The sequence below is a fragment of the Chitinolyticbacter meiyuanensis genome (genome assembly GCF_008033135.1).
GTDB classification, from domain to species: Bacteria; Pseudomonadota; Gammaproteobacteria; order Burkholderiales; family Chitinibacteraceae; genus Chitinolyticbacter; species Chitinolyticbacter meiyuanensis.
This window is the reverse complement of record NZ_CP041335.1, coordinates 1,203,087-1,227,860: the sequence shown is the minus strand read 5'-3', so window position 1 is coordinate 1,227,860 and position 24,774 is coordinate 1,203,087. Positions and strand designations below refer to the sequence as shown.

Below are 24,774 nucleotides of genomic sequence, written 5' to 3'. Positions count from 1 at the left end.
CGCATCCGCTCAAGCCGCGCGGCGGCCACCGCCAAGCTTGTCGTAGAGGGTGCAGTGGATGGCGTTGCGCATGCTGTGCGCGCGGTAGAGCGAAAAGGCGCCGGGACGCTGGCGCAGCAGCTCGGCCAAGCCGCGGTCAAGCTGTTCAAGCTCGGCAACGGTCAGCTCCCGCAACCAGTCATAGGGCGCGGCACCGAATAAGGGAGGCTTCATGAGGCTTCCTTGATCATTCCGGGATCGGATGCTGGGCCTTCCTTTTTAAATCACAAATGTTCGTATTGCATGACCGCCACCATCCGGCACCGATGGGTGGCCTCCGCATCGCCGATGTCGTTCGTGGCCATGCCAGCCGCCGCGCCGGGCGCGATTCACCGTAGAATGCAGGAACCCGATCACCCGAGCCGAGACCCCATGAGCCGCTACTGGAGCCCCGTCGTTCACACGCTGACCCCCTATGTGCCGGGCGAGCAGCCGAAGATCAACAACCTGATCAAGCTCAATACCAACGAAAACCCCTACGGCCCCTCGCCCAAGGTGCTGACCGCCATTCGCGACGCCAACAGCGATGCGCTGCGGCTCTACCCCGATCCCAATGCGGACGCGCTCAAGGCCACCGTCGCCCGCTATCACGGCGTGAAGCACGAACAGGTTTTCGTCGGCAACGGCTCGGACGAAGTCCTGGCGCACGCTTTCTGCGCGTTGCTCAAGCAGGAGAAGCCGCTCTACTTCCCGGACATCAGCTACAGCTTCTACCCGGTGTATTGCGACCTCTACGGCATTGCAGCGGTGACGCCGGCGCTGACCGACAGCTTCGAGATCGATCTTGCCGCCTATGGCGGTGCCGGCGCCATCATCTTCCCCAACCCGAATGCGCCGACCGGGCGACTACTGGCCCTGGAGGCGATCCACACCCTGCTTGCCCGGCTGCCCGACGTGCCGGTCGTGGTCGATGAAGCCTATATCGATTTCGGCGGCGAAAGCGCCGTGGCGCTGGTCGAGCGCCACCCCAACCTGCTGGTCGTGTGCACGCTATCGAAATCCCGCTCGCTGGCCGGCCTGCGTGTTGGTTATGCCATCGGCGATGCCGCACTGATCGAGGGGCTGGAGCGGGTGAAGAACAGCTTCAACTCCTACCCGCTCGACCGTTTGGCGCAGGCAGGGGCGATCGCCTCGTTCGAGGACGAAGCCTACTTCCAGGAAACCCGCGCCAAGGTGATCGCCAGCCGCGAGTGGCTGATCGAGGATCTGCAGGAACTGGGCTTCGAAGTTCTGCCGAGCGCGGCCAACTTCGTGTTCGCCCGCCATCCTGGCCACGATGCCGCCACGCTGGCCGCTGGCCTGCGCGCGCGCGCGGTATTGGTGCGCCACTTCAAGCTGCCGCGCATCGACCAGTTCCTGCGCATCTCGATCGGCACCGATGCCGAGTGCGAGGCACTGGTGAAGGCGCTGGCCGAAATCATCCGCCCGTGACCGGGAACGGCCATCAACAAAAAAGCCACCGTGACGGTGGCTTTTTTCATGCCGTGACGCGCCGGATCAGTCGCACAGCCTGACCTTGGCCACCACCTGGTTGCCACAGCCCTGGTATTCGACCGAATCGAACGACAACATACGCGCCATCGAGATGCCGCGACCGTGCGGATCGAAAGCGCGCTCCGGCGAGAATTCGAGGAACGGCTTCCAGTCGAAGCCATCGCCCTCGTCGGTGATGACGAAGGTGGCGAGCGCCTCATCACGACTGAACAGCACGGTCACCTTGCGCTCGGTGAATTCGTCATGCGCCAGCCGCGACTCGACTTCATCCTGCCAGCGCCCCTGCTGCAGCAGGCGGGTCTTCTCGCCGTAGCTGATCCCCAGGTTGCCGTGCTCGACGGCGTTCACCAGCAGCTCGGACAATCCCAGCGCCACACGTTGCGGCTCCGGGCAGGCCTGCGACAGCAACAGCGTGAGCTGCCGCGCCTCCTGCAGGGTGCGGAAATGGAATTCGCCACGCCGCAGCAGCTGGTAGCAGCTGGCCTGCTCCGCCAGTTGCGACTCCAGCTGCTGGCGCTCGCGACGCGAACCGACCGCGGCGGCGATGATGGCCAGCAGCATGTCGCGCTGGAACGGCTTGATCAGGTAGTAGTAGGCGCCTGCAGCCAAGCCTTCGCGCACATTCTCGGCGGCACCGACCGCGGTCTGCATGATGACCGGGACTTCAGCGAGCTCGGGCTGCTGCTTCACCCGCGCCAGCAAGGCCATGCCGTCCATGCGCGGCATCATGCGGTCGAGCAGGATGGCGTCGAAATGCTGGTCGCGCGCGAGTACATCCCAGGCAATTTCGCCGTCTTCAGCGGTTTCCACGAGATAGCCGGCGTCGAGGAGATGCTCACTCAGGATTTCCAGGTTGAACGGCTCGTCGTCGACGACCAGCACGCGCCCCTTGGTTTGCTCCCCCGACATGACCTCTCCTCGCCATTTGCTAAACGCACTATAGCGTTAGCCGGAATCGAGCAAAAGCGTTTGATGATGTGCCGTTGCGCGAACTCAAACCGCTTGCGGCAACGCGGCGTAAAGCGCCGCGAATTCCTGCGCGAGCTTGTGGCGGGCATCAAGCCAGGCCAGCGGGGTGGCCCGCTCGTGCGATTCACGCACCTTGACCGAGCTCGACAGGTAAACCGGCAACACCGGCAGCTGCTGCGCCACCAGTTCGTCGACCAGCTGGCGCGGCAGGCTGGCGCGTGGCTGGAACTGGTTGACGACGATGCCTTCGACCGTGAGCGCGGCATTGTGATCGGCCCTGATTTCGTCAACCCGGGCCAGCAGGCCCAGCAAGGCTTCGCGCGAGAACGCATCGCAGTCGAATGGAATCAGGCAGCTGTCTGCAGCGATCAGCGCGGAGAGCGTAAAGAAGTTGAGCGCGGGCGGCGTATCGATCCAGACCTCGTCGAACGCATCGGCAAGCTCGGCCAGCGACTCCTTGAGCTTGTAGATCTTGTAGCGCGCCTCGAGCTTGGCCTGCTGCTCGGCAATGGCCGGGTGCGAGGCGATCAGGCTCAGCCCCTCGAACGGCGTGGCGTGCACGAACGCCGCAGTCGGCTTGGCATAGAGACTGAAGTTGAGTACCTGATCGAAGAAGGCATCGAGCGCCGGGCTGATCGTCTTTGCCGCATCACCGAGCAGGTAGTGACTGGCATTGCCCTGCGGATCGAGGTCAACCACCAGCACGCGCTGGCCCGCAGCCGCCGCAGCTGCCGCGAGGTTGACCACGATGGTCGATTTGCCGACCCCGCCCTTCTGGTTGAACACCACCCGCTTGCGCATCCGCCTCTCCAATGCTGCATCGCAATATCTCGCAGCACTATAGCAGCTTTCCGCGCTGCCATCCCATACGCATGAACGGCGACGATCGACGAAGTTCCCGGAAAAAGTCACGATATCGCTCGGTAACTTGTCCACTCCGAGGGGAAGGCAGCCTCCGTACACTGCGCAGCAATGGCCGGCAGATGCCTGTCCATCCCAGCTCTACAAAGGAGACCAGACCATGAAGAAGCTCAAGCTCACCCCAATCGCCGTCGCCCTGCTGCTCGGCGCCGGCCTCGCCCATGCCGATGTCTATATCGATGGTTCGTTCGACGGTGGCGTGAACGTCAACGACATGGGCGACCAGACCGAGTCCCATGTGAACTACAACGCCACCATCGGCATTGGTGGCAGCGACCAGCTCGATGCCGGCGGCAAGGTGAAATGGCGCCTCGAACAAGGCATCAGCAATGAAAACCTGCTGAGCGACGGCGGCGACAATGCCGACGGCGCGGCCAGTTTCGGTGGTCGTGAAGCGTGGATCGGTTACGAAAGCGAAGCCGGCACGGTACGCCTGGGCAAGATGAAGTCGCCGCTGTTCGAAGCGCTCGACAACCGCTACGGTGACACCGGCGCCAAGTTCCTGCTTTCCGAATACGGCCTGGGCCAGAACTACCGTCCGGGCAGCGCCATCCGTTACGACAGCCCGAACTTCAGCGGCTTCAGCTTCTCCGGCCTGTATGACCTCGACAGCGGCACCAGCGATCACTACGGCTACGATCTGGCCGCACGCTACGCCCAAGGCGGTTTCTTCGTCGACGGCGCCTACCAGAATCGCAAGAACGCCGATGGCAGCGACGACATCACCGTCGGCAACGTCAACGAGTTCGACAGTGAAAACTGGTACGTCGCCACCGGCTATCAATTCCAGAACGGCTTCGGTGTAAACGGCGGCTACAAGGCGATGGAATACACGCCCACCGGTGCGAGCAAGGTCGACCAGGACCTGTGGTTTGCCCAGGGCAGCTATACCGCCGGCAAGCACGGCGCTTACCTGACCTACGCCCAGCTCGGCGACAAGGCCGACGTGAGCGATTCCGGCGCCCAATCGATGGCCGCACGCTACAACTACAGCCTGTCCAAGCAATCGACCGCCTACGTGGAAGGCCGCTATGTCTGGAACGAAGACAACGCCAGCTACGGCCCGACCAACAATGTGTTCGAGTATGTGGGCGCACCGGGCGAGAACACTGGCCGCCTGATGGCCGGCCTCAAGACCCGCTTCTGAGCAAGCTGATCTGCAACAAAAACGGCGCCTACGGGCGCCGTTTTTGCGTGGGGCGACTTGAAAACCCTGCCGCCAACCCCACTATTCGAGCTCGATCTTCCCCTGCCCCACGTTTTGGAGGTTGTTGAGCAATGAGCAAGGAAACCCTGGGCTTCCAGACCGAGGTGAAGCAGCTGCTCCACCTGATGATCCACGCGCTGTATTCCAACAAGGAAATCTTCCTGCGCGAACTGGTTTCGAACGCGTCGGACGCCTGCGACAAGCTGCGCTTCGAGGCGATCAACAACGGCACGCTGTACGAAGGCGACGGTGAACTGAAGATCCTGCTGTCGTTCGACAAGGACGCGCGCACCATCACCATCGTCGACAACGGCATCGGCATGCGTCGCGACGAGGTGATCGCCAATATCGGCACCATCGCCCGCTCCGGCACCAAGGAATTCTTCAGCCAGCTCACCGGTGATTCTGCCAAGGATTCGCACCTGATCGGCCAGTTCGGTGTCGGCTTCTACTCGGCCTTCATCATTGCCGACAAGGTCACGCTGACCACTCGCCGCGCTGGCGAAACCGACGCCGTGCGCTGGGAATCCACCGGCGACGGCGAATTCACCATTGAAAGCGTCGAGAAGGCCAGCCGCGGCACCGAGATCGTGCTGCACCTGAAGGAAGGCGAGGACGAGTTCCTCAACGACTGGCGACTGCGCTCCATCATCACCAAGTATTCGGACCACATCAGCCTGCCCATCCTGATGAAGAAGCGGCCCGAGTACGACGACGAAGGCAAGGAAATTGCCAGCGACGAACTCGAAGCGGTGAATCAGGCCAATGCGCTGTGGACCCGCAACAAGGGCGACATCAGTGACGAGCAGTACAAGGAATTCTACAAGCACGTCGCCCACGATTTCGACGAGCCGCTGGCGTGGAGCCACGCCCGCATCGAAGGCCGCCAGGAATACACCGAGCTGCTCTACATCCCCAAGCGCGCGCCGTTCGATCTGTACGACCGTGATCGCCGCCACGGCGTGAAGCTCTACGTGAAGCGCGTGTTCATCCTGGAAGACCACGACAAGCTGATGCCGCAGTACCTGCGCTTCGTGCGCGGCGTGATCGATTCCAACGACCTGCCGCTCAACGTCTCGCGCGAGATCCTGCAGCAATCGAAGGATGTGGACACCATCAAGTCCGGCTGCGTGAAGAAGGTGCTGGGCCTCTTGGAAGACCTCGGCGAAAACCGCAAGGACGACTACGCCGTATTCTGGAAGGAATTCGGCAAGGTGCTGAAGGAAGGCGTCGGCGAGGATGCCGCCAACAAGGAACGCATCGCTGGCCTGCTGCGCTTCGCCTCCACCCACAACGAGGACGACGCGCAGGACGTGAGCCTGGCCGACTACATCGGCCGGATGAAGGAAGGCCAGGACAAGATCTACTACATCACCGCCGAGACCCACGCCGCCGCGCGCAACAGTCCGCACCTGGAAGTGTTCAAGAAGAAGGGCATCGAGGTGCTGCTGCTGTCCGACCGCGTGGACGAGTGGACGATCTCGGGCCTGACCGAGTTCAAGGAGAAGAAGCTGCAGTCGGTCGCCAAGGGCGAGCTCGACCTGTCGGCCTTCGACGACGAGGCGGAGAAGCGGCAGCAGGAAGCAGCCGCCGAGGAACTGAAGGACGTGGTCGAATCGATCAAGACCGCGCTCGGCGACAAGGTGAAGGACGTGCGCGTCACCAGCCGCCTCACCGACAGTCCCGCCTGCCTCGTGGTCGAGAACTTCGACATGAGTGGCAACCTGGAACGACTGCTCAAATCGGTCGGCCAGGACGTGCAAGGCACCAAGCCCATCCTGGAGATCAACCCGGATCACCTGCTGGTGAAGAAGCTCAAGGCAGAGACTGGCGGCGTGCGTTTTGGCGACTGGACGCAGATCCTGTTCGACCAGGCGCTGCTCGCCGAAGGTGCCCAGCTGGATGACCCGGCCGGCTTCGTCAAGCGGCTCAACGGCCTGATGCTGGACATGGCGGCCTGACCACGTCGCAGGTAAAGCAGAAAGCCGCCCTCGGGCGGCTTTCTGCTGTCTACTCACTCAATGTTGGCGAGTCACCCGATCGAGCTGCTGCATCGATCCATCCAGCGTCGCCACCGCCTGGGCAATCTGGTCGCTGGCATCGCGGGCGGCGGCCAGATCCTGCCGCAGCCGCTCGATGTCATTCGCCAAGCCGGCGCAATGCCGGGCCTGTTCCGCCTCGTTGTGCGCCACCTCGCCGGTACGCGCCGTCAGCGTGCTGGCTGCGGTGATGATGGCAGCTAGCCTGGCATCGGCTTCGGCCACGCTCTCCTTGCTCTGCTGCAGCCACCCCGCACCACTACGCATCGCCTCGACCGCATCGCGCGTGCCGGCAACGATGCTGCCGATCTTGCCCTCGATCTCGCGGGTAGCACCGCCGGTACGCTCGGCCAGCTTGCGCACCTCGTCCGCCACCACCGCGAAGCCGCGGCCGGCCTCGCCGGCACGCGCCGCCTCGATCGCGGCATTGAGCGCCAACAGGTTGGTCTGCCCGGCAATATCGCGGATCACCTGCACGATGTGGCCGATCTCGTCGTTACGCTGGCCCAGTGCCTCGATGCGCTCGGCCGAATGCGCGACCACCCGCGTCGCGTCGTCGAGGTGATCGCGCGTGCCACGCATGGCTGCGCCCCCATCATCGGCCAGCCGCCCGGCCTCGCCCGCCGTTGCCGCGGCCTCGCCGGTAAGGCTGGCGTTGCCCCGGCTCATGCCTGCCACACCTTGCACCACGTCAGCCATGCGCTCGACCTGCGAGGCCTGGTGGTGGATGGTGGCGTTCACCGCACGGGCACTACCGGCAATCTGTGCCGACTGCGCCGATGCCGTGCCGACCGCCGCGGTGATCTGCGCCAGCAGCGCCTGCATCGCCACACGATGTTGTTCGGCCTCACCGCGCGCCCGCTCGGTCCGCGCGAGGCTCGCCTGCTTGCCACTTTCGAACATCCAGCCCAGCGCGAACATCACCAGCGTCAACCCGATCAGCGAGCGGGTGACAAGGCCGACATGGTGCTCCGGCCCGAGCGGGCTGCGTGGCAGCACCCAGCCCTGCGCATGGGCCATGGCAAACAGCACGATGGCGACGAGGCTCAGCACGCTCCAGCACACGCCGTCGCGCTTGCCGCCGATGAAGGTGGCCGCCACCGGCAGCAGCAAAAACCACGGCGCCGACGACGACTCGATGCCGCCGTTGACGAGGCACATCCACACCACCATGCCGTAGAAGCTGGCGATCAGGCATTCGCGCGCCAGCGCCAGCACGCCGGTCAGCCGCAACAGCAGCGCCGACAGCAGCATGGCGCCACCCGCCGCCAGGATGCCCCAGCCCATCGCAGCGTGGCCCAGCTTGAAGTAGTTGACCGAGAACACCGGCACCAGCAATGCCGCCAGCAGCGCCGCGCCCACCACGTTGCGGGCACGGCTGTACGCCAGCGCCTCGGCCCGCACGCCATCGGGAATGAACCATTCGATCAGACCGCGCCAGATATCGCCCATATTGCCGCCCCCGTTTCGCCGAGTTTAGTCCGGCATGACGGCGGGCTGAATCAGGGTTGCACACGATGCAGGCGTTTTGATGCGAGTTTGATCCAACCGCTTGTCCGCTTCCGCGTGCGGGCGGACAATCGCAGCCTGACTCGGGGTGCCCCGCCATTCATCCAGGCGCGGGCTGAGATACACCCGCATCACCTGATCCGGATCATGCCGGCGTAGGGAAGTCCAGAGGGCTTGCCTGTGCCAAGGAGCCCTTCATGACCACGCCGCAAACACTGCCGCTCGCCATCGTCGCCGACGAACTGGAGCGGCTGCGTACCGAACACCCGCTCACCCATGTGCTTACCAACGAGGTGGTGCAGGAAATCACCGCCAACGTGCTGCTGGCCGTTGGCGCCGCGCCCGCGATGATCGTCGCACGCGAGGAGGCGGCCGCCTTCGCCGCGCTGTCCGGCGCCGTGCTGGTCAACGTCGGCACGCTCTACCCCGAACGGCTCGCCGCGATGCGCGATGCAGTGACTGCCGCCAACGCCGCCGGCGTGCCCTGGACGCTGGACCCGGTCGCCGTCGGCGTGCTCGACTACCGCACCGACGCCTGCCGTGAGCTGATCACGCTGCGGCCCACGGCCATCCGCGGCAATGCCTCCGAAATCCTGGCGCTGGCGGGCTTTGGCGCCTCGGGCCGCGGCGTGGACAGCACCACCGGCTCACAGACTGCGCTGGCCGCCGCCGAGCAACTGGCGCGCGATACCGGCGCCATCGTCGCCGTCACCGGCGAAACCGACTACATCACCGATGGCGAGCAGAGCTGGGCCACGCCATGGGGCCACCCCATCATGACGCGTGTGGTCGGCACCGGCTGCGCGCTTTCCGCGCTCGTCGCCGCCTTCACCGCGCACGCACCCGAGCGGCTGAACGCGGTGGCCGCCGCCTGCGCGGTGGCCGGTATCTGCGGCGAACGTGCCGAATCGGCGTGCGACGGCCCGGGTTCGTTCAAGATGGCCTTCCTCGATGCGCTCTATCAGATCAGCCCCAAACAGCTGCGGGAGTGGCAACCATGAGGCTGGACCTGTCGCTGTACCTGGTGCTCGATCCGGACCTGTGTGGTGGGCCGGAGGGCATGATCCACACCGCCCGCATTGCCGCCGAGTGCGGCGCCACCGTGGTGCAACTGCGCGCGCCCAAGTGGAAGAAGCGGCTGTGGCTGGAAACCGCCACCGTGCTCAAGGCCGTGCTCGACCCGCTGGGCGTGCCGCTGATCATCAACGATCACGTCGATGTCGCGCTGGCCGTCGATGCCGCCGGCGTCCATGTCGGCCAGGCCGATTTGCCCATCGCCGCGGTACGGCGCCTCGTCGGGCCGAACAAGATCGTCGGGCTGTCGGCATCCAATGCCGCCCAGCTCGCCGACGCACCGACCGCACTGGCCGATTATCTCGGCGTCGGCCCGGTCTACCCCACCGGCACCAAGCTCGACGCCTCGCCGGTGATTGGGCTGCCGCATTTCGCCGAGCTGATGGCAGCCAGACCGCTGCCGGTGGTTGCCATTGGTGGCATCAAGCAAGGCGGCGCGGCACCCATCATTGCGGCTGGTGCCGACGGCGTGGCTGTCGTTTCAGCCATCTGCGGCCAAGCCGACATCGCCGCAGCCACCACCACGCTGCTGCAGGAAATCGAAGGAGCCCGCGCATGATCGCCCACGCCCTCACCATTGCCGGTTCGGATTCGGGCGGCGGCGCCGGCATCCAGGCGGACCTGAAGACCTTTTCCGCGCTCCGCGCCTACGGCATGAGCGTGCTGACCGCGCTGACCGCGCAGAACACCCAGGGCGTGACTGCCGTGCACCCGGTGCCACCGGATTTCGTCGCAGCGCAGCTCGATGCGGTGTTTGCCGACATCCGCGTCGATGCGGTCAAGCTCGGCATGCTGGCCAATGCAGAGATCGTGCACGCCGTGGCCGACGGCCTCGTCCGCCATCGCCCGACCCACGTGGTGCTGGATACCGTGATGATCGCCAAGGGCGGCCATCCGCTGCTGGCACCGGAAGCCGTCTCTGCGATCCGCGAGCGGCTGTTGCCGCTGGCCTCGCTGATCACGCCCAACCTGCCCGAAGCCGCCGCCCTGCTCGGCTGCGACATCGCCAGCAATGAGGCCGAGATGCGCGAACAGGGCCATGCCTTGCTGGCCGCTGGCGCACAGGCAGTGCTGATGAAAGGGGGGCACCTGGGCGGCGAGGAAAGCCCCGACTGGCTGGTGACGCCAGCCGGCGAAACACGCTACGCCAAGGTGCGGGTCGCCACCCGCCACACCCACGGCACCGGCTGCACGCTATCGGCTGCGCTTGCCGCACTGCGGCCGCGCCACGCCGATTGGCCCGCCACGGTGGCCGCAGCGCGCGACTACCTGCAGGCAGCGCTCGGTGCGGCGGACCGGCTCGACGTCGGCCACGGCATCGGCCCGGTCCACCACTTTCACGCCTGGTGGTGATTCAGGCCGGCACTGCCCGCCGCTGACGCGCTGGCGCGAAATCGAGCTCGGCCGCCAAGGCGGTACCAAACCCCGCGTCCAGCGCCATCGCCTGTTCGAGCACGGCCAGCACCACCTCGCGCTCGGCGACGCGGCGCAAGCCGGCGGCCATGTTGCGTAACAAGCGTTGCTGACCCGGCGCATCCATCCCGGCCAGCACCTGCCGGCCCGGCAATGCCGCTGCCGGCGACAGCGCAACGATGCCCGGCACGGTGCTCGCGGCATCGAGCAAGGCGGGCGGGCCGGCATGCGCGGGCAGGTCGTCGAGCTCGATCACGCCCAGATCCTGCCATTGCGCCTGCGGCTCAGGCTGGGCCGCACCGGCCGCAGCCTGCAAACGCCAGCGCGGCGTGTGTCCAAGCGCGATCCGCCGGCCAAAGTGCCACGCCTGCATGCCGGCGGCCTCGGTCCAATGCGCAGTCTGGCAGGCGGCAAGCCGCAACCAGACCGGATGACTGCGGCCCGCCGCGTCGACGAGGCCATACGGCCGTGCCGCGTACACGGTGAGCTGGCTGTAGCAACCCGGCAGGCCCGGCGCTGCCAGCAGCGGCAGCAGGCTGGGGAGCACATCCGGTTGTCGCGCAGCCAGCGCCCAGCTGCTGCCAGCCAGGTGGCCCGACCAGCCAGCCGGCCAGCGCACGGGCGCCGGCAGATCCAGCCCGTCGAGTTGCCAGGGGCCATCCTCGGTATGGAAATGCAGCACGAACATGAACGGGGTACGCCCGATCACCGGCGATCCACCCACTTCGCCGAACTGCAGGTGGACCGCGGTCTGCCAGCCGCGGCCCTGGAACAGCCGGGCAACGCACGGCGGCTTCGGCGTGGCACTGACAATGAAGCGCCCCCAGGCCGCATGGCGGGGGGCAACGGGAGGGTGCTCGAACTGATGGGGATCGTGGCGGCGCATGCTCGCTCCGGGCATCAGCAAGGCGGCCCGTGGCCGCCTTGCTCAGACGAGGATGGATCAGACCCGCGCGCGGCAGGCCCGGTCCACTACGGTCAGCCGGCCTTGACGGTCAGCGCGCTCTTCACGTCCTTCACGCCTTCGACGCCAGCAGCGATTTCGATGGCGCGCACACCGGCATCGGGCGTATCGACGTTACCGGACAGCAGCACCACGCCGTTTTCGGTCGTAACCTTCACGTCCAGCGCCGACACCTGCTTGTCGGAAGCCAGCGCAGCCTTCACCTTGGTGGTGATGGTCGCGTCGTCGATATAGGCCGCGACCGATTCGGTCGAGGTCTTGGTATCGGCGGTGTCGGCCGCGATCACCGGCGCAATGGTGACCGACGAAAAAGCCAGGGCAGCAAGACCGCGGGCGAGCAGTTGGTTGATCTTCATGGTGTTCTCCTTTGTGTATTTGGCAGCAAGTCCAGGCTTGCCCCAAGTTACTTGCAAGCAGCGTGCCAGCAAGGAGAAACCCAATGAAAAACAGGCGGTTGCGCGAAATGCGCCGCAGTTGCAGGCTCAACCGCGCCATCGACGGGGCCGAATTTGTCGCCAACTAGCGACAGCGTCGGCGTAAGGCTGCATAACCAACTGATTTTTTGTAAATTATTCCTGTCGCCCGTCGGCAACATCGTCGGCGCGGAACAGTTCTGGCGTCAGCCCATGCTTTTGCAGCAGCCGGTAGAACTCGGTGCGGTTGCGCTCGGCAAGACGCGCAGCGTCGGCCACATTGCCATTGGTGAGCTTGAGCAGCCTCACCAGATAGTCGCGCTCGAAGCGGGTCTTGGCTTCGGCAAGGCTCAGCACCTCGATGGTGGGCACCCGCAACGCACGCTGCACCAGCGTCAGCGGCACCAGCGGCGCGGTCGACAATGCGCACACCTGCTCGACCACGTTGTAGAGCTGGCGCACGTTACCCGGCCAAGGTGCGGTCGACAGCGCCTCCAGCGCATCCGGCGCAAAGCCGTTGACCTGGCGACCGTACTTCTCGCTCACGGTGGCGAGGAAATGGTTGGCCAGCAACGGGATGTCCTCGCGCCGCTCGGACAGCGGCGGCAACTGCAGGCTCACCACGTTGAGCCGGTAATAGAGATCCTCGCGGAACTGCCCTTCTGCCATCGCCGCGTCGAGATCGCGGTGGGTGGCGGAGAGGATGCGCACATCCACCGCCATCGATTCGCTGGCGCCCACCGGCCGTACTGCCCGCTCCTGCAGCACGCGCAGCAGCTTCACCTGCAGCGGCAGCGGCATATCGCCGATCTCGTCGAGGAACAGCGTGCCGCCGTGCGCTGCCTGGAACAGGCCGCGATGGTTGGCCACAGCGCCGGTGAATGCGCCCTTGATATGGCCGAACAGCTCGGATTCCAGCAGTTGCTCCGGGATGGCGCCGCAGTTCACCGCGACGAAGGGCGCCTTGGCGCGCGGGCTGGCGCGGTGGATGGCCCGGGCCAGCACTTCCTTGCCCGAGCCGCTTTCGCCGCGGATCAGGATGCTGGCATCGGTCGCCGCCACCAGCCGCGCCTCGGCCAGCAACTCCTCCATCCGGTGGCTGCGGCTGATCAGCTCGCTGCGCCACGCTTCGCCTTCGGGCGTGCGCGTGCTGCTCGGTGCCGCCAGTTGCAGCGCCTGGGCGATCTTGTCGGTGAGCTGCTTGCCGTCAAAGGGCTTGGTCAGGTAGGCAAAGGCGCCGCGTGCGGTAGCTTCCACCGCATCCGGGATGGTGCCGTGCGCGGTCAGCAGGATCACCGGCAGCGAGGGGTGTCGGGCGCGGATCTGGTCGAACAGGGCGAGGCCGTCGCTGTCCGGCAGGCGGATATCGGACAACACCAGCGCCGGGTGCTCGACTTCCAGCCGGTTGAGCGCTGCCTGCGCATGCTCGGCCGTGGTCACCCGGTAGCCGGTGGCACTGAGCCGCATGGTCAAGAGGCGCAGGATGTCCGGATCGTCATCGATCACCAGGATCAGCGGGCGGCTGTCGCTCATGTCACTTCCCCGATGCCGACGGGCGCGCCGGCAAGGTGTTCTCGATCTTTTTCAGCGCCTCGAGCTTGGTGGTGGCCTCGTCGGCGCGGCGTTGCTCGTCCTTGAGCTGCTGGGCCAGCTTGTCCGCCTGGTCCTCCAGCTTGCGTCGCTCCTGCCACTGGCTCTGCAACAGCTGCGCCAACGGCTTGAATGCCGCGGCGTCCGGATCGACTGACTTGATCACCAGGTCGAGCTGGGAGATGGCGCGCGGCAGCTCGCCATGGCTGCGGGCCAGCAGCAGCGCACGCTTGATGGTGTTGGCCGGATCGACCGGCTCGCCGGCGAGCGCCGCCAGCTCCTTGGCCAGATCGCCGTTGGCAAGGCCACGCACGCGGGCCGCATAGCCCAGCACCTCGTCGACGGCATTGGGCACTTCCTCGACATAGATCACCGGTTCCGGCGTAGGCACCGGCGTAGGCACCGGCGTGTGAGGCGGGGGCGGCTGTAACAGTTGGCAGGCCGACAACAGGCCGGTGGCCAGGAGCAGAGTCCAGGGTTTCATGCGGGCAATTCGATCCTGAAATGAGCACCGCGCGCACTGGGCTGCAGCGCGACGGTGCCGCCGTGGGCGGCAATGTATTCACAGACGATGGACAAGCCGATGCCGCTGCCGTGACGCGCACCCGGCGGCTGGCGACGGCCCTGGTAGAACGGCTCGAAGATGCGCTCGGCATCAGCCGGGTCCACCCCGGCGCCGTCATCGCGGCAGTCAATCAGCAGACTGCCCGCGCTGCGGGCGAGTTCAAAGCGGATGGCTCCGCCGTCGGGACTGAAGCGGATGGCATTGGACAACAGATTGCCGAACACCACCTGCAGCTTGTCGGGGTCGGCCGCGAGCTTGCATTCGTCGCCGCTCACGCTGACCGACAGATGGCGTGCCTGCCATTGCAGCTTCTGCGCCTCGATCACTGCGTCGAGCAAGGCGCGTACGGCCAGCGGGCGCGGTGCCGCCTGGGTGGCATCGAACACTGCGGCGTTGTAGCGCAACAGGTCCTCGATCTGGCGCTGCTGCGCAGCGACGTTCTGCCGCAGGATATCGACCACCTCGCGCTGCGCCGGCGCCAAGGGCCCGGCCACGCCGTCGTCGAGCAGCGCCACCCCCTCGCGCAATGCGGCGAGCGGCGTTTTCAATTCGTGCGACACATGGCGCAGGAAGCGCGCCTTGTCCGCTTCCAGTGCGGCCAGCCGCTGGCGCAGCCAGTCGAGCTGCTCGGCCAGCCGGCGCAAGTCGGCCGGGCCGCGGATGGCAATCGCTTCGTCGTAGCGGCCGCGACCGAGCCTGGCGATCGCGCGCTCGATGCGGGCCAGCGGCCGGGTCAGCCACAGGCCAAAGCCCAGTGCCAGCACCACCGCCAGCACGGCGGCGACCACCGCCTGCCCACCCAGCACCGCGCGCTGGCGCTCCAGCTCCAGCAGCAGCTCGGTATTGCTGCGCTCCACCCGCCGCTTCACCGCCAACGCCAGCCGCTCGTTGATGCCTCGCAATTGCGCGAAGTGATCGAACAGCAAGGGCTCGTCGCCCTTGAGCTGGCGCTGTTGCAAGAGCTCGGCGGTACCCGCGGCATGCTCGCGCCAGCTGGCGAATTCATTCGGCGCCACTTCGGTCAGCGTCTGCGCCAGCGTGCCCAGCGCCTTGCCAGCCTCGGCGCCGGCCTCGACGAAACGCAGCCTGAAGGCTTCGTCGTCCAGCACCAGATACTGGCGGGCGCTGCGTTCCATCGTCAGCGTACGCTCCGCCAGCCGCTCCGCCGCCTCGGTCAGCCGTACCGCATCGCGCGCGGACTGCCGGCTGTGCCCGGCCATGCGCTCCAAGGACAGCCACACCTGGACCGAGCTCGCCGACAGCACCACGCCGACCAGCAGGAAGGCAACCAGCAGCAGTTGGCGGAACGACAGGCGATAGCGCATCAGGCCGCCACCCCCAACCCGCCCAGGCATTGCGCCAGCGCGGTCGCCAGCGTGCGGGCCGCAGCCGGAGTCAGCGCCGCCGAGGTGATGCGCAGCGCCGACAGCGTGCGCGTCACGCGGAAAGCCTCGCCGGTGCGCACCAGATAGCCACGGGCCGCCAACGCCTGGGCAACGGCTGCGTCGTCCGCCAGCGGCAGCCAGACATTGAGGCCGCCGCCCGGCTGTGGCTTGAGGTCCAGCGCGGCCAGCTCAGTGCACAGCGCGGCATGGCGCTCGGCGTAGAGCGCGGCAGCGCGATTGCGCAGCGTGTCGGTCGCCGGATCGGCGAGCAGCGCCAGGGCCAGCCGCTGCAGCACGAAACTGGGCCAGCGCGGCCCCAGGTATTGCCGGCGCTGGACCCGGGCCAGCGTCAGCGCGTCGCCGACCAGAAACGCGAGCCGCATGTCGGGGCCCAGGTGCTTGGACAGCGAACGCAGCGCCGCCCAGCGGCTGTGCCCGGCGGTGACCAGCGACGGCGTCGCTGCCGGGGCGAAGGCTGCGAAGTGATCGTCCTCGACCAGCAGCAGGTCCGGCACGCCAGCGAGTACGGCGCGCAATTGCGCGGCGCGTGCCGGCGTGGTGTTAATGCCGGTCGGATTGTGCGAGTACGGCGTCCAGACCAGCGCCTTGGGCTTGCGTGCCAGCGCCGCCTCCAGCGCCTCGGGCACGATGCCTTCGTCGTCGAGCGGCAGGCCGATCAGGTTGTAGCCAGCCTGCTTCAGCAACGCGAGCGAGCCGGGAAAGCACGGGTCCTCGACCAGTACGGTATCGCCCGGCGCCAGCCAGGCCGCCAGCACGCGCTCGATCCCGTCGAGCGCGCCATGAACCAGCAAGGGGTCGACGAATTCCGCGTCGATCTGCCCGGTGCGCTGCCACCAATCACGACCATAGGCGAGCAGCTCCGGCTCGTAGCAGGGCTGGCCGTAGAGCGCGGGCGGCGACACCAGCCGCGCCAGCGCCGGGCCGAAATCCGGCAACAAGGCCGGATCGGGATTGCCGGAGGCCAGCTCCGCCAGGCCCGGCTGCGGCACATACGCATGCACGCCTGCCGGCAGCCCGACGCGTGAACGCGGCGCCACCCGGGTGCCGCCCCGCCCGGCCGACTCGGCAAGCCCGGCCACGATCAGCCGCCGATAGGCGGCCGCCACGGTATTGCGGTTGACGGCCAGTTGCTCCGCCAGCGCACGGATGGTCGGCAGCGCTTCGCCCTGCGCCAGCTCGCCCGCTTCGATGGCGGCGCGCAGCCGGGCATAGATGGCCTCTGCCCCGCAGGCCTTGCCGTCGAGAAAAAGTGTTTGTACCATGCAAATAATTTATTTTGTCATAGGACAAATATAGATGAATCGATCAAACAGGCAGACAGTGTCGCACGCGCCCGCCAGATGGCCCATCGCGATCGGCACAAGCGGCCGTAAGGCCTGCCGGGTTGCAGCACGGCAGGCGCTCGATTCCCTGTTGCATCGCATTTCCAGACAAACGCCTCGGAGCCCGCAATGACATCCAGACAAAACGCTATCCTGCTCGGACTATGCCAGTTCTGCTACATGGCGGCCACGGCAGTCGGCATCTCTTTCGCCGGCCTCGTCGGCGCACGGCTGGCACCCGATCCAGCCTGGGCCACGGTGCCCTACCTGCTGATCACCGTCAGCACCACCGTGGCCACGCTGTGGCTGCCCAGGCTGATCGGCCGCCACGGCTACCGCCGGTTGTTCGCGTCGGGCGCGCTCGCTGGCGCCGCTTCTGGCACCATCAGCGTGCTGGCGCTGCATGCCGGCTCGTTCTGGCTGTTCTGCCTTGCTTCGCCGCTGCAGGGTTGCTATCAGGCGAGCGCGCTCTACTATCGCTACGCCGCAGCCGAAACGGCCTCCGATCGCGACAAGGGTTCGGCCATGGCCTGGGTGTTGTCCGGCGGCATCTTCGCCGCGTTTGCCGGTCCCTTGCTCGCCAGCCACGCTGCCACCGCGGTGCCCGGCGTGCCGTATGCCGGCAGTTTTGCCGCGGTGATCGCGATCGCGCTGCTCGCACTATTGCCGATCATGGTGGCGCGCCTGCCCAGCCCGCCCACCGCCAGCGGGCTGGACCGGCTGAACCTCGCCGCCGCCCTGCGCGCGCCCGGCGCCAAGGCCGGCATGCTGGCCTGCGCCGGCGGCTATGCACTGATGATGTTCCTGATGGTGGCCACGCCGCTTGCGGTAACGGGCTGCGGCTTCGGCCATGCCGCGGCGGCAAGCGTGATCCAGTGGCACATGCTGGGCATGTTCGCACCATCCCTGGTGACGGGCAGGCTGATCGCGCGCTTCGGCGCGGGCCGGGTGGCCGCTGCGGGCGGGGTGCTGATGTTGCTCGCGTGCCTACTGGCGCTGGCAGGACTCACACTGCTGCACTTCCACCTGTCGCTCACGCTGGTGGGGCTCGCCTGGAACCTGATGTACATGGGCGGCAGCACGCTGGTCTCGCAAACGTCGCCTGCGGCGCGGGCGCGGCTGCAATCGGCCAACGAATTCCTCACTTTCGGCTGCACCGCCGTGGCTGCCGGCCTAGCCGGCTGGGTCTATCAGGTGCAGGGCTGGTATGCGGTGGCGCAGTGGGCCATGGTGCTGCTGGCGCTAATGGCCGTGTTCGCCGGCTGGCTGGGTTGGCGCAGCCGTGTGGTGTACGCCGGCTAGTCGCTGCGGGTGCTGCCCGGAGCCGGATTGCGGCAGGCCAGGTTGTAGTCGAGTACCTGGCGACCGTCCGCCTTGAAGTCGACGAACTGCACGCCGGTGCGGAAGGTGCTGAACTCGTTGGACAGCACGGTGTAGATCACCCGGCTCTTCACCTCGACCACCTTGGGGCGCTGGCCGGCTGCCATCGGCGGGATCGACAAGAGCACGGTGACCCGGTCCGACACCGGCAGGCTGAAATCGGAGTGCAGGCTGAAGCCGCCGCGCGATACGTCGAAAGCCCGGCCACGGAACGACATGCGCTGGTCGCGCTCCTCGTAGACGATAGCCACCCGCCAGTTGACGAGGTAGCGCGGCTCCACGCGCTTGTCGGCCCAGTCGGCGGCCGCATCGGCGGCCGGATACAGCGGGTTGCCTGTCAGGCGATCGTCCATCGCACCATCCGGTCTGTCTTGTGTGCGTCGATTATATGACGAGCCCGCCGGCCTGCGCCCTCCCCTGCTGCCGACACTTGGCAAATCCGGCACAGCGGCCATCGGTAAACGCGCCTATGCTGCCGATGTTGCACCATCCGGCAACGCGAACCGGTCCAGCCAAGAGATCCGGTCAGCCAGAGAGGAGTTCGCCCATGCCGTTCACCCAGCCATGCCGCCTCGCCGCGCTTGCTGCCAGCCTGCTGCTCGCCAGTCAGGCCGGCGCCGAATCGCTGTTCTTCGATGATTTCCTGTATGCCGACGCCAAGGCCCTGGCCGCCAATGGCTGGAAGGTGCGCAACGGCTTGGGCTGGCCCGGTGTCGAAGGGGCACGCTGGGCCGCCGAGGGCGTGCGGCTGGTGCCCGATCCCGCCACGCCGGGCAACCGCCTGCTGCAGCTTTCCTCCAGCAGCGACGGCAGCGCCAAGGGCACGCGACAGGCGCAGCTGTGTCACGCCCGCAAGTACCTGGAAGGCACCTACGCTGCCCGCGTGCGCTTCACCGACGCCCCGACGCGCGGGCCGGACGGCGACGAAATCGTGCAGACCTTCTACCTGATCAGCCCGCTCAAGGCGCCAGCCGACCCTGACTACAGCGAGCTCGATTTCGAATACCTGCCCAATGGCGGCTGGGGCGCCAGTGGCGCCACGTTCTATGTGACCAGCTGGGAAACCTTCATCCCGGCGCCCAAGTTCTGGAAAGACAACCAGTACGACCGGCTGCGCGGCAGCCAGGCCGGCTGGCGCACGCTGGTGATGCAGGTGGCTGGCGGGCGCATCGAATACTTCCTCGACGGCACGCCGATCGCCCGGCATGGCGGCCAGTACTACCCGGAAGTACCGATGTCGATCAATTTCAACCTGTGGTTCAGCGGACTCGGCGCGGACAGCGACCAGCCGCGCGACTACCTCGAGCAGGTCGACTGGGTGCTGCATGTCCCCGGCGAGGTCATCAGCCCGGCCGAAGTCGGCGCCCGTGTCGCGGCGCTGCGGCGCGACAAGGTGGCCTTTCGCGATACCGTACCGGCCCGCGGCCTGCCGTCGCCGTGCAATCTTTGATCGCATGCGGGAGCCGCGGCGCGCAATGAGGCGAACTGCGTCGGCGTGAAGAGCCGTGCTGACGTGGCGTAGCGTTTGTTCAGGCCTCGCGCCGTGCACACCGATACCGCGTGGTACCGCCCCTAAATCACCCCGGCCATATCGCTGCGCGATTAACCCGATTTATGCAACAAACCAAGACGCTTTAGAGCGTTTATGGTGCCGCTGCGCGATGGCAGACTGGTGGCAATCCCACTGGAGTGCACCATGAACCGCCTGCCCACCTTCTTCGTTTCGCACGGCTCGCCGATGCTGGCGCTCGATGCCGGCAATGCCGGCAAGGTGTGGGCCGCCATCGGTCACGATGTGCCACGCCCGCGCGCGGTACTGATGGTGTCCGCCCACTGGCACCACCCTGGCAGTGCGGTCGGCAGCACGGCAAAACCGGAAACCATCCATGATTTCGGCGGCTTCCCGGCCGAGCTCTACACGTTGCACTACGATGCCCCCGGCGCGCCTGACGTTGCCCGAGAGGTAGCCGCCCTGCTGGCGGAGCACGGCTACGTCCCGGTGATCGACCCTGAACGCGGGCTCGATCATGGCGCCTGGGTGCCACTGCAGGTGATGTACCCGGCGGCGGATGTGCCAGTACTGCAGCTGGCACTCGACATGCGCCAGGGCCCCACCTGGCACCACCGGCTGGGCCAGGCGCTGGCGACGTTGCGTGCGAGCGGCATCCTGATCGTCGGCTCGGGCAGCCTCACCCACAATCTGCGTGATGTGTTCGCACCGCCTGCGGTGATCCCGGACTACGTGACGCCGTTCCAGGACTGGATGCATGCCCGGCTCGACGCGCACGATATCGACGCCCTGCTCGACTACCGCCACCAGGCGCCGCATGCCGTGCGCGCCCATCCCAGCGAAGAGCACCTCCTGCCGCTCTACGTCGCGCTCGGCGCCGCATCGGGCGAGCCGGTGACCCGGCTGCATGATGAAATCACCGATCAGGTGCTGGCGATGGACGTGTATCGCTTCGGCTGAATGCCTGTATCGCGCCCCTAAGCCACACCCAGTCCAGGCGCTGCTCAACGCTGCGCCCGTCGTGCGACTGCCTCGTGGGTCTCCGCGTGCTCCAGGCGTAACGTGTGTCGTCGGTGCCCAGCCGTCGCGCCCGAATGCCCGCATCGTCAACCCTGGCAATCGGTCGGGTGCCGTACATGACGGCCCCGACCTGAGCATTCAAAGGTCGGCCCAGCCTTATTTCAACCGCAACGTCAGCACGACCGGCGTATCACCAATGGCCACCATGCTGTCTGCCCAATCCGGCGGCCCCATGCGCGTGGACGGATTGCGGCTGAAGCCGGTGGGCTCGCTGGGAATGCCCAGCCAGTTCTCATCGAGCTCGCCGTTCTGGTTGCTATCCAGGTAGGCGGCCACCGCATACTGGCCAGGCGGCAGATCGGCAAACCGCACGCTGAGCTTGCCCGTTGTGGCGGGTAACTCACGCAACTGCATCGCCCTTGCCAGTTGCAGGAAATGTTCCGCGCGTTGATAGAGCGCCAGCCGCACCGCGCCTTGCGGGCGTTCGAGCGGCGCGATATCGACGATCAAATCGGCCGCACCGGCGGTGGCGGACAGCAGCAGGGCAATGGGGATGAAACGCAGCGACATGGCAGCACCTTGGCCAGGGAGAAGTCGCCAGCGTATGCCATCGCTCTTTTCCGCCAGCACCACTGCGACAAGCTGCGGCCTGCCACGACGAAAAGCCTCAACGCCCGACCAAGTGTCGCCTGCTGCGGAAAAAACAAAACCCCGGTGCAAACCGGGGTTTTGTTCTCACTACACCGCATTCAGGAGAAGAAATCCTTCACCTTGTCCATGAAGGACTTGGCGCGCGGATTGTGCTTGGCCGAATCGCCGGCGCTGATCTCCTCGAACTCGCGCAGCAATTCCTTCTGCCGGCTGGTGAGGTTGACCGGCGTTTCCAGCACCACGTGGCACATCAGATCGCCGTTCACCGCGCTGCGCACGCCCTTGATGCCCTTGCCGCGCAGGCGGAACACCTGGCCGGTCTGGGTGCCTGCGGGAATGCTGATGCGTGCCTTGCCGTCGAGCGTGGGGATCTCGATCTCGCCACCGAGCGCCGCCACGGTGATGCTGATCGGCATCTCGCAATGCAGGTCACTGCCTTCGCGCTCGAACACGCCGTGCGGCTTGAGGTGCACCACCACGTAAAGGTCGCCCGGTGGGCCACCGTTCACGCCCGGCTCGCCTTCACCGGAAAGGCGGATACGATCGCCCTCGTCCACGCCGGCGGGGATCTTCACCGCCAGTGTCTTGTGCGTCTGCACACGGCCACTGCCACCGCACTTGCGGCACGGATCGGGGATGTACTTGCCCGAGCCATGGCAGGTGGGGCAGGTCTGCTGGATGCTGAAGAAGCCCTGCGACACGCGCACCTGGCCATGGCCGCCGCAGGTGTGGCAGGTCTTGGCCTCGGTACCGGGCTTGGCGCCGGTGCCGTGGCAGTTGTCGCACTCCTCGTGCGACGGGATCTTGATCTGCTTCTCGACGCCGCGCGCGGCCTCTTCCAGCGTGATCTCCATGTTGTAGCGCAGGTCGGCGCCGCGGTAGACGTTGGAACGCCCACCTGCGCCGCCGCCACGGCCACCACCGAAGATATCGCCGAAGATGTCGGAGAACGCGTCGGCAAAGCCGCCGCCACCAAAACCACCCCCACCCATGCCGGCCTGCGGGTCGACCCCGGCGTGGCCGTACTGGTCGTAGGCGGCACGCTTTTGCGGCTCGGAGAGTATCTCGTAGGCCTCCTTGGCCTCCTTGAACTTCTCCTCGGCTTCCTTGCTGTCCGGATTGCGGTCCGGGTGGTACTTCATCGCCAGCTTGCGATAAGCCTTCTTGATGTCGTCGTCGCTGGCGTCGCGGTTGACGCCCAGCACATCGTAAAAATCTTTCTTGGACATGGATTCCACCTAAGCGAAAAGGCACGACGACACGCCCCGCGCGCCGCGTGCCTTTCCCGATGACTCCGGCAGGAGTTTACTTGTTGTCCTTCACTTCGGTGAACTCGGCGTCGACCACATTGCCGTCGTCACCCTTGCCGGCTTCGCCGCCAGCCGCACCACCGGCCGCTGCCGCACCTTCGGCGCCCTGCTGGCCATACATCTGCTCGGCAAGCTTGTGGCTGGCCTGCATCAGCGCGTTGGTCTTGGCTTCGATCTCGTCCTTGTCGTCGCCCTTCACCACGGCTTCCAGCTCGCTGATCGCGGTCTCGATGGCAGCCTTCTCGTCGGCGGCGATCTTGTCGCCGAACTCGACCAGCGACTTCTTCACCGAGTGGATCATCGCATCACCCTGGTTGCGGGCGGTGACGAGCTCATGCAGCTTCTTGTCCTCTTCGGCGTTGAGCTCGGCATCGCGCACCATCTGCTCGATCTCGGCCTCGGACAGACCCGACGATGCCTGGATCTTGATCTTGTTTTCCTTGCCGGTGGCCTTGTCCTTGGCGCTCACGTGCAGGATACCGTTGGCATCGATGTCGAAGGTGACTTCGATCTGCGGCGTGCCGCGCGGTGCCGGCGGGATATCCGACAGGTTGAACTGGCCCAAGCTCTTGTTGGCCGAAGCCTTCTCGCGCTCGCCCTGCAGCACGTGGATGGTCACGGCGTTCTGGTTGTCGTCGGCAGTGGAGAACACTTGCGATGCCTTGGTCGGGATCGTGGTGTTCTTGTTGATCAGTTTGGTCATCACGCCGCCCAGCGTCTCGATCCCCAGCGACAGCGGGGTCACGTCGAGCAGCAGCACGTCCTTGCGATCGCCACCCAGCACGGCGCCCTGGATCGCGGCACCGACGGCCACGGCTTCATCCGGGTTCACGTCACGGCGCGCTTCCTTGCCGAAGAATTCCTTCACCTTTTCCTGCACCAGCGGCATGCGGGTCTGGCCGCCGACCAGGATCACGTCGTCGATGTCGGATGCCTTGAGGCCGGCATCCTTCAGCGCGATGCGGCACGGCTCGATCGAGCGGGCGATCAGCTCTTCCACCAGCGATTCGAACTTGGCGCGGGTGATCTTCAGCACCAGGTGCTTCGGACCGGTCGCGTCCATGGTGATGTAGGGCAGGTTCACTTCGGTCTGGGCCGCACTGGAGAGCTCGATCTTGGCCTTTTCCGCGGCTTCCTTCAGCCGTTGCAGCGCCATCACGTCCTGCTTCAGGTTGATGCCCTGCTCTTTCTGGAACTCGCCGATGATGTAGTCGATCAGGCGCTGGTCGAAGTCCTCGCCACCGAGGAAGGTGTCGCCATTGGTGGCCAGCACTTCGAACTGCTTGTCACCGTCGACATCGGCGATCTCGATGATGGAGATGTCGAAGGTGCCGCCGCCCAGGTCATACACGGCGATCTTGGAATCGCCCTTCTCGTGCTTGTCCATGCCGAACGCCAGCGCTGCGGCGGTCGGTTCGTTGATGATGCGCTTCACATCCAGCCCGGCGATGCGGCCGGCATCCTTGGTGGCCTGGCGCTGGCTATCGTTGAAGTAGGCCGGCACCGTGATCACGGCTTCGGTCACTTCCTCGCCCAGGTAATCCTCGGCGGTCTTCTTCATCTTGCGCAGCACTTCGGCGCTGATCTGCGGCGGGGCCTTCTTGTCGCCACGCACTTCCACCCAGGCATCGCCGTTGTCGGCCTTGACGATGCTGTAGGGCATCAGGTCGATGTCCTTCTGTACTTCCTTCTCGGTGAACTTGCGGCCGATCAGGCGCTTCACCGCGTACAGCGTATTGCGCGGGTTGGTCACGGCCTGGCGCTTGGCCGGCGCGCCGACCAGGATTTCGCCGTCTTCCTGATAGGCGATGATGGACGGCGTGGTGCGAGCGCCTTCGGCGTTCTCGATCACCTTGGGTTGGCCGTTTTCGATGACGGATACGCAGCTGTTGGTCGTACCAAGGTCGATACCGATGATTTTTGCCATTGTCTGGATTCCTTTCCTGTTCACGCCCCGCCTGGGCGAGGCATCAAGTTC

23 protein-coding genes and 1 riboswitch are annotated in these 24,774 nt (G+C 66.1%); of the genes, 9 read left to right on the top strand and 14 right to left on the bottom strand.

What is annotated here, in order from left to right:
• Positions 1-9: 9 nt before the first annotated feature.
• Complete coding sequence (locus tag FLM21_RS05980) at positions 10-213, bottom strand: hypothetical protein (RefSeq protein ID WP_148714690.1); 204 nt, start codon at positions 211-213, stop codon at positions 10-12.
• Positions 214-411: 198 nt separating this feature from the next.
• On the opposite strand from FLM21_RS05980, the gene hisC reads away from it, so the two are divergent.
• Positions 412-1,470 carry a histidinol-phosphate transaminase gene (hisC, locus tag FLM21_RS05975; protein WP_148714689.1) on the top strand — a complete coding sequence of 353 codons (1,059 nt, stop codon included), beginning with the start codon at positions 412-414 and terminating at the stop codon, positions 1,468-1,470.
• A 66-nt stretch (positions 1,471-1,536) separates the two neighbouring features.
• Here hisC and FLM21_RS05970 read toward each other — a convergent pair whose 3' ends face one another.
• Together FLM21_RS05970 and FLM21_RS05965 are read right to left on the bottom strand one after the other, a co-directional pair.
• Positions 1,537-2,442 carry a response regulator gene (locus FLM21_RS05970; RefSeq protein WP_148714688.1) on the bottom strand — a complete coding sequence of 302 codons (906 nt, stop codon included), beginning with the start codon at positions 2,440-2,442 and terminating at the stop codon, positions 1,537-1,539.
• 84 nt (positions 2,443-2,526) lie between these two features.
• Positions 2,527-3,303 (bottom strand): ParA family protein, encoded by a 777-nt coding sequence (locus FLM21_RS05965; protein ID WP_148714687.1) that lies wholly within the window; start codon positions 3,301-3,303, stop codon positions 2,527-2,529.
• A gap of 220 nt (positions 3,304-3,523) precedes the next feature.
• Between FLM21_RS05965 and FLM21_RS05960 the strand changes: the two genes are divergently transcribed.
• Both FLM21_RS05960 and htpG read left to right on the top strand, forming a co-directional pair.
• Positions 3,524-4,570, top strand: coding sequence for a porin (locus FLM21_RS05960; RefSeq protein WP_148714686.1), 1,047 nt, complete (start codon positions 3,524-3,526; stop codon positions 4,568-4,570).
• A gap of 131 nt (positions 4,571-4,701) precedes the next feature.
• Positions 4,702-6,591 (top strand): molecular chaperone HtpG, encoded by a 1,890-nt coding sequence (gene htpG, locus FLM21_RS05955; protein ID WP_148714685.1) that lies wholly within the window; start codon positions 4,702-4,704, stop codon positions 6,589-6,591.
• Between the two features lie 57 nt (positions 6,592-6,648).
• On the opposite strand, the gene FLM21_RS21495 is transcribed toward htpG, so the two are convergent.
• Positions 6,649-8,121 carry a methyl-accepting chemotaxis protein gene (locus tag FLM21_RS21495; RefSeq protein ID WP_222846784.1) on the bottom strand — a complete coding sequence of 491 codons (1,473 nt, stop codon included), beginning with the start codon at positions 8,119-8,121 and terminating at the stop codon, positions 6,649-6,651.
• A 131-nt stretch (positions 8,122-8,252) separates the two neighbouring features.
• A riboswitch (TPP riboswitch) is annotated at positions 8,253-8,357 on the top strand.
• Positions 8,358-8,375: 18 nt separating this feature from the next.
• Here FLM21_RS21495 and thiM point away from each other — a divergent pair.
• From thiM to thiD, 3 genes are read left to right on the top strand one after another with little or no spacing between them, the layout of a single operon-like run.
• Positions 8,376-9,179 carry a hydroxyethylthiazole kinase gene (gene thiM, locus FLM21_RS05945; protein WP_148714684.1) on the top strand — a complete coding sequence of 268 codons (804 nt, stop codon included), beginning with the start codon at positions 8,376-8,378 and terminating at the stop codon, positions 9,177-9,179.
• A complete protein-coding gene (gene thiE / locus FLM21_RS05940; protein ID WP_148714683.1) occupies positions 9,176-9,811 on the top strand; it encodes a thiamine phosphate synthase in 636 nt (211 codons plus the stop codon). Before thiM ends, thiE begins: the two co-directional genes overlap by 4 nt.
• On the top strand, positions 9,808-10,605 hold the full coding sequence (thiD, locus tag FLM21_RS05935) for a bifunctional hydroxymethylpyrimidine kinase/phosphomethylpyrimidine kinase (RefSeq protein ID WP_148714682.1): 798 nt from the start codon (positions 9,808-9,810) through the stop codon (positions 10,603-10,605). Before thiE ends, thiD begins: the two co-directional genes overlap by 4 nt.
• Before the next feature lies 1 nt (position 10,606).
• Here the strand turns inward: thiD and FLM21_RS05930 are convergent, their stop codons facing one another.
• From FLM21_RS05930 to FLM21_RS05905, 6 genes are all read right to left on the bottom strand, one after another.
• Positions 10,607-11,551 carry a hypothetical protein gene (locus tag FLM21_RS05930; protein WP_148714681.1) on the bottom strand — a complete coding sequence of 315 codons (945 nt, stop codon included), beginning with the start codon at positions 11,549-11,551 and terminating at the stop codon, positions 10,607-10,609.
• Between the two features lie 92 nt (positions 11,552-11,643).
• Entirely contained in the window at positions 11,644-11,985 is a 342-nt protein-coding gene (locus FLM21_RS05925; protein WP_148714680.1) for a BON domain-containing protein, read from the bottom strand.
• A 213-nt stretch (positions 11,986-12,198) separates the two neighbouring features.
• Entirely contained in the window at positions 12,199-13,575 is a 1,377-nt protein-coding gene (locus FLM21_RS05920; protein WP_148714679.1) for a sigma 54-interacting transcriptional regulator, read from the bottom strand.
• Between the two features lies 1 nt (position 13,576).
• Positions 13,577-14,116 (bottom strand): permease, encoded by a 540-nt coding sequence (locus FLM21_RS05915; RefSeq protein ID WP_148714678.1) that lies wholly within the window; start codon positions 14,114-14,116, stop codon positions 13,577-13,579.
• Complete coding sequence (locus FLM21_RS05910; protein ID WP_148714677.1) at positions 14,113-15,522, bottom strand: sensor histidine kinase; 1,410 nt, start codon at positions 15,520-15,522, stop codon at positions 14,113-14,115. Before FLM21_RS05910 ends, FLM21_RS05915 begins: the two co-directional genes overlap by 4 nt.
• Complete coding sequence (locus tag FLM21_RS05905) at positions 15,522-16,865, bottom strand: aminotransferase class I/II-fold pyridoxal phosphate-dependent enzyme (RefSeq protein ID WP_148714676.1); 1,344 nt, start codon at positions 16,863-16,865, stop codon at positions 15,522-15,524. The genes FLM21_RS05910 and FLM21_RS05905 overlap by 1 nt, the downstream gene beginning before the upstream one ends.
• Before the next feature lie 189 nt (positions 16,866-17,054).
• Between FLM21_RS05905 and FLM21_RS05900 the strand changes: the two genes are divergently transcribed.
• Positions 17,055-18,227 (top strand): MFS transporter, encoded by a 1,173-nt coding sequence (locus FLM21_RS05900; RefSeq protein ID WP_148714675.1) that lies wholly within the window; start codon positions 17,055-17,057, stop codon positions 18,225-18,227.
• Here the strand turns inward: FLM21_RS05900 and FLM21_RS05895 are convergent.
• Positions 18,224-18,658, bottom strand: coding sequence for a PilZ domain-containing protein (locus tag FLM21_RS05895; RefSeq protein ID WP_187360104.1), 435 nt, complete (start codon positions 18,656-18,658; stop codon positions 18,224-18,226). The genes FLM21_RS05900 and FLM21_RS05895 overlap by 4 nt on opposite strands.
• 194 nt (positions 18,659-18,852) lie before the next feature.
• Here FLM21_RS05895 and FLM21_RS05890 point away from each other — a divergent pair, with 194 nt between their 5' ends.
• On the top strand, positions 18,853-19,755 hold the full coding sequence (locus FLM21_RS05890) for a glycoside hydrolase family 16 protein (protein ID WP_148714673.1): 903 nt from the start codon (positions 18,853-18,855) through the stop codon (positions 19,753-19,755).
• A gap of 246 nt (positions 19,756-20,001) precedes the next feature.
• Positions 20,002-20,775 (top strand): DODA-type extradiol aromatic ring-opening family dioxygenase, encoded by a 774-nt coding sequence (locus FLM21_RS05885; RefSeq protein WP_148714672.1) that lies wholly within the window; start codon positions 20,002-20,004, stop codon positions 20,773-20,775.
• 216 nt (positions 20,776-20,991) lie between these two features.
• On the opposite strand, the gene FLM21_RS05880 is transcribed toward FLM21_RS05885, so the two are convergent.
• From FLM21_RS05880 to dnaK, 3 genes are all read right to left on the bottom strand, one after another.
• Complete coding sequence (locus FLM21_RS05880; protein ID WP_148714671.1) at positions 20,992-21,405, bottom strand: DUF2141 domain-containing protein; 414 nt, start codon at positions 21,403-21,405, stop codon at positions 20,992-20,994.
• Between the two features lie 179 nt (positions 21,406-21,584).
• A complete protein-coding gene (gene dnaJ, locus FLM21_RS05875; protein ID WP_148714670.1) occupies positions 21,585-22,715 on the bottom strand; it encodes a molecular chaperone DnaJ in 1,131 nt (376 codons plus the stop codon).
• 76 nt (positions 22,716-22,791) lie between these two features.
• The gene (gene dnaK / locus FLM21_RS05870; RefSeq protein ID WP_148714669.1) at positions 22,792-24,723 is read right to left on the bottom strand and encodes a molecular chaperone DnaK; all 1,932 of its coding nucleotides are present in this window, start codon (positions 24,721-24,723) and stop codon (positions 22,792-22,794) included.
• Positions 24,724-24,774 lie beyond the last annotated feature (51 nt).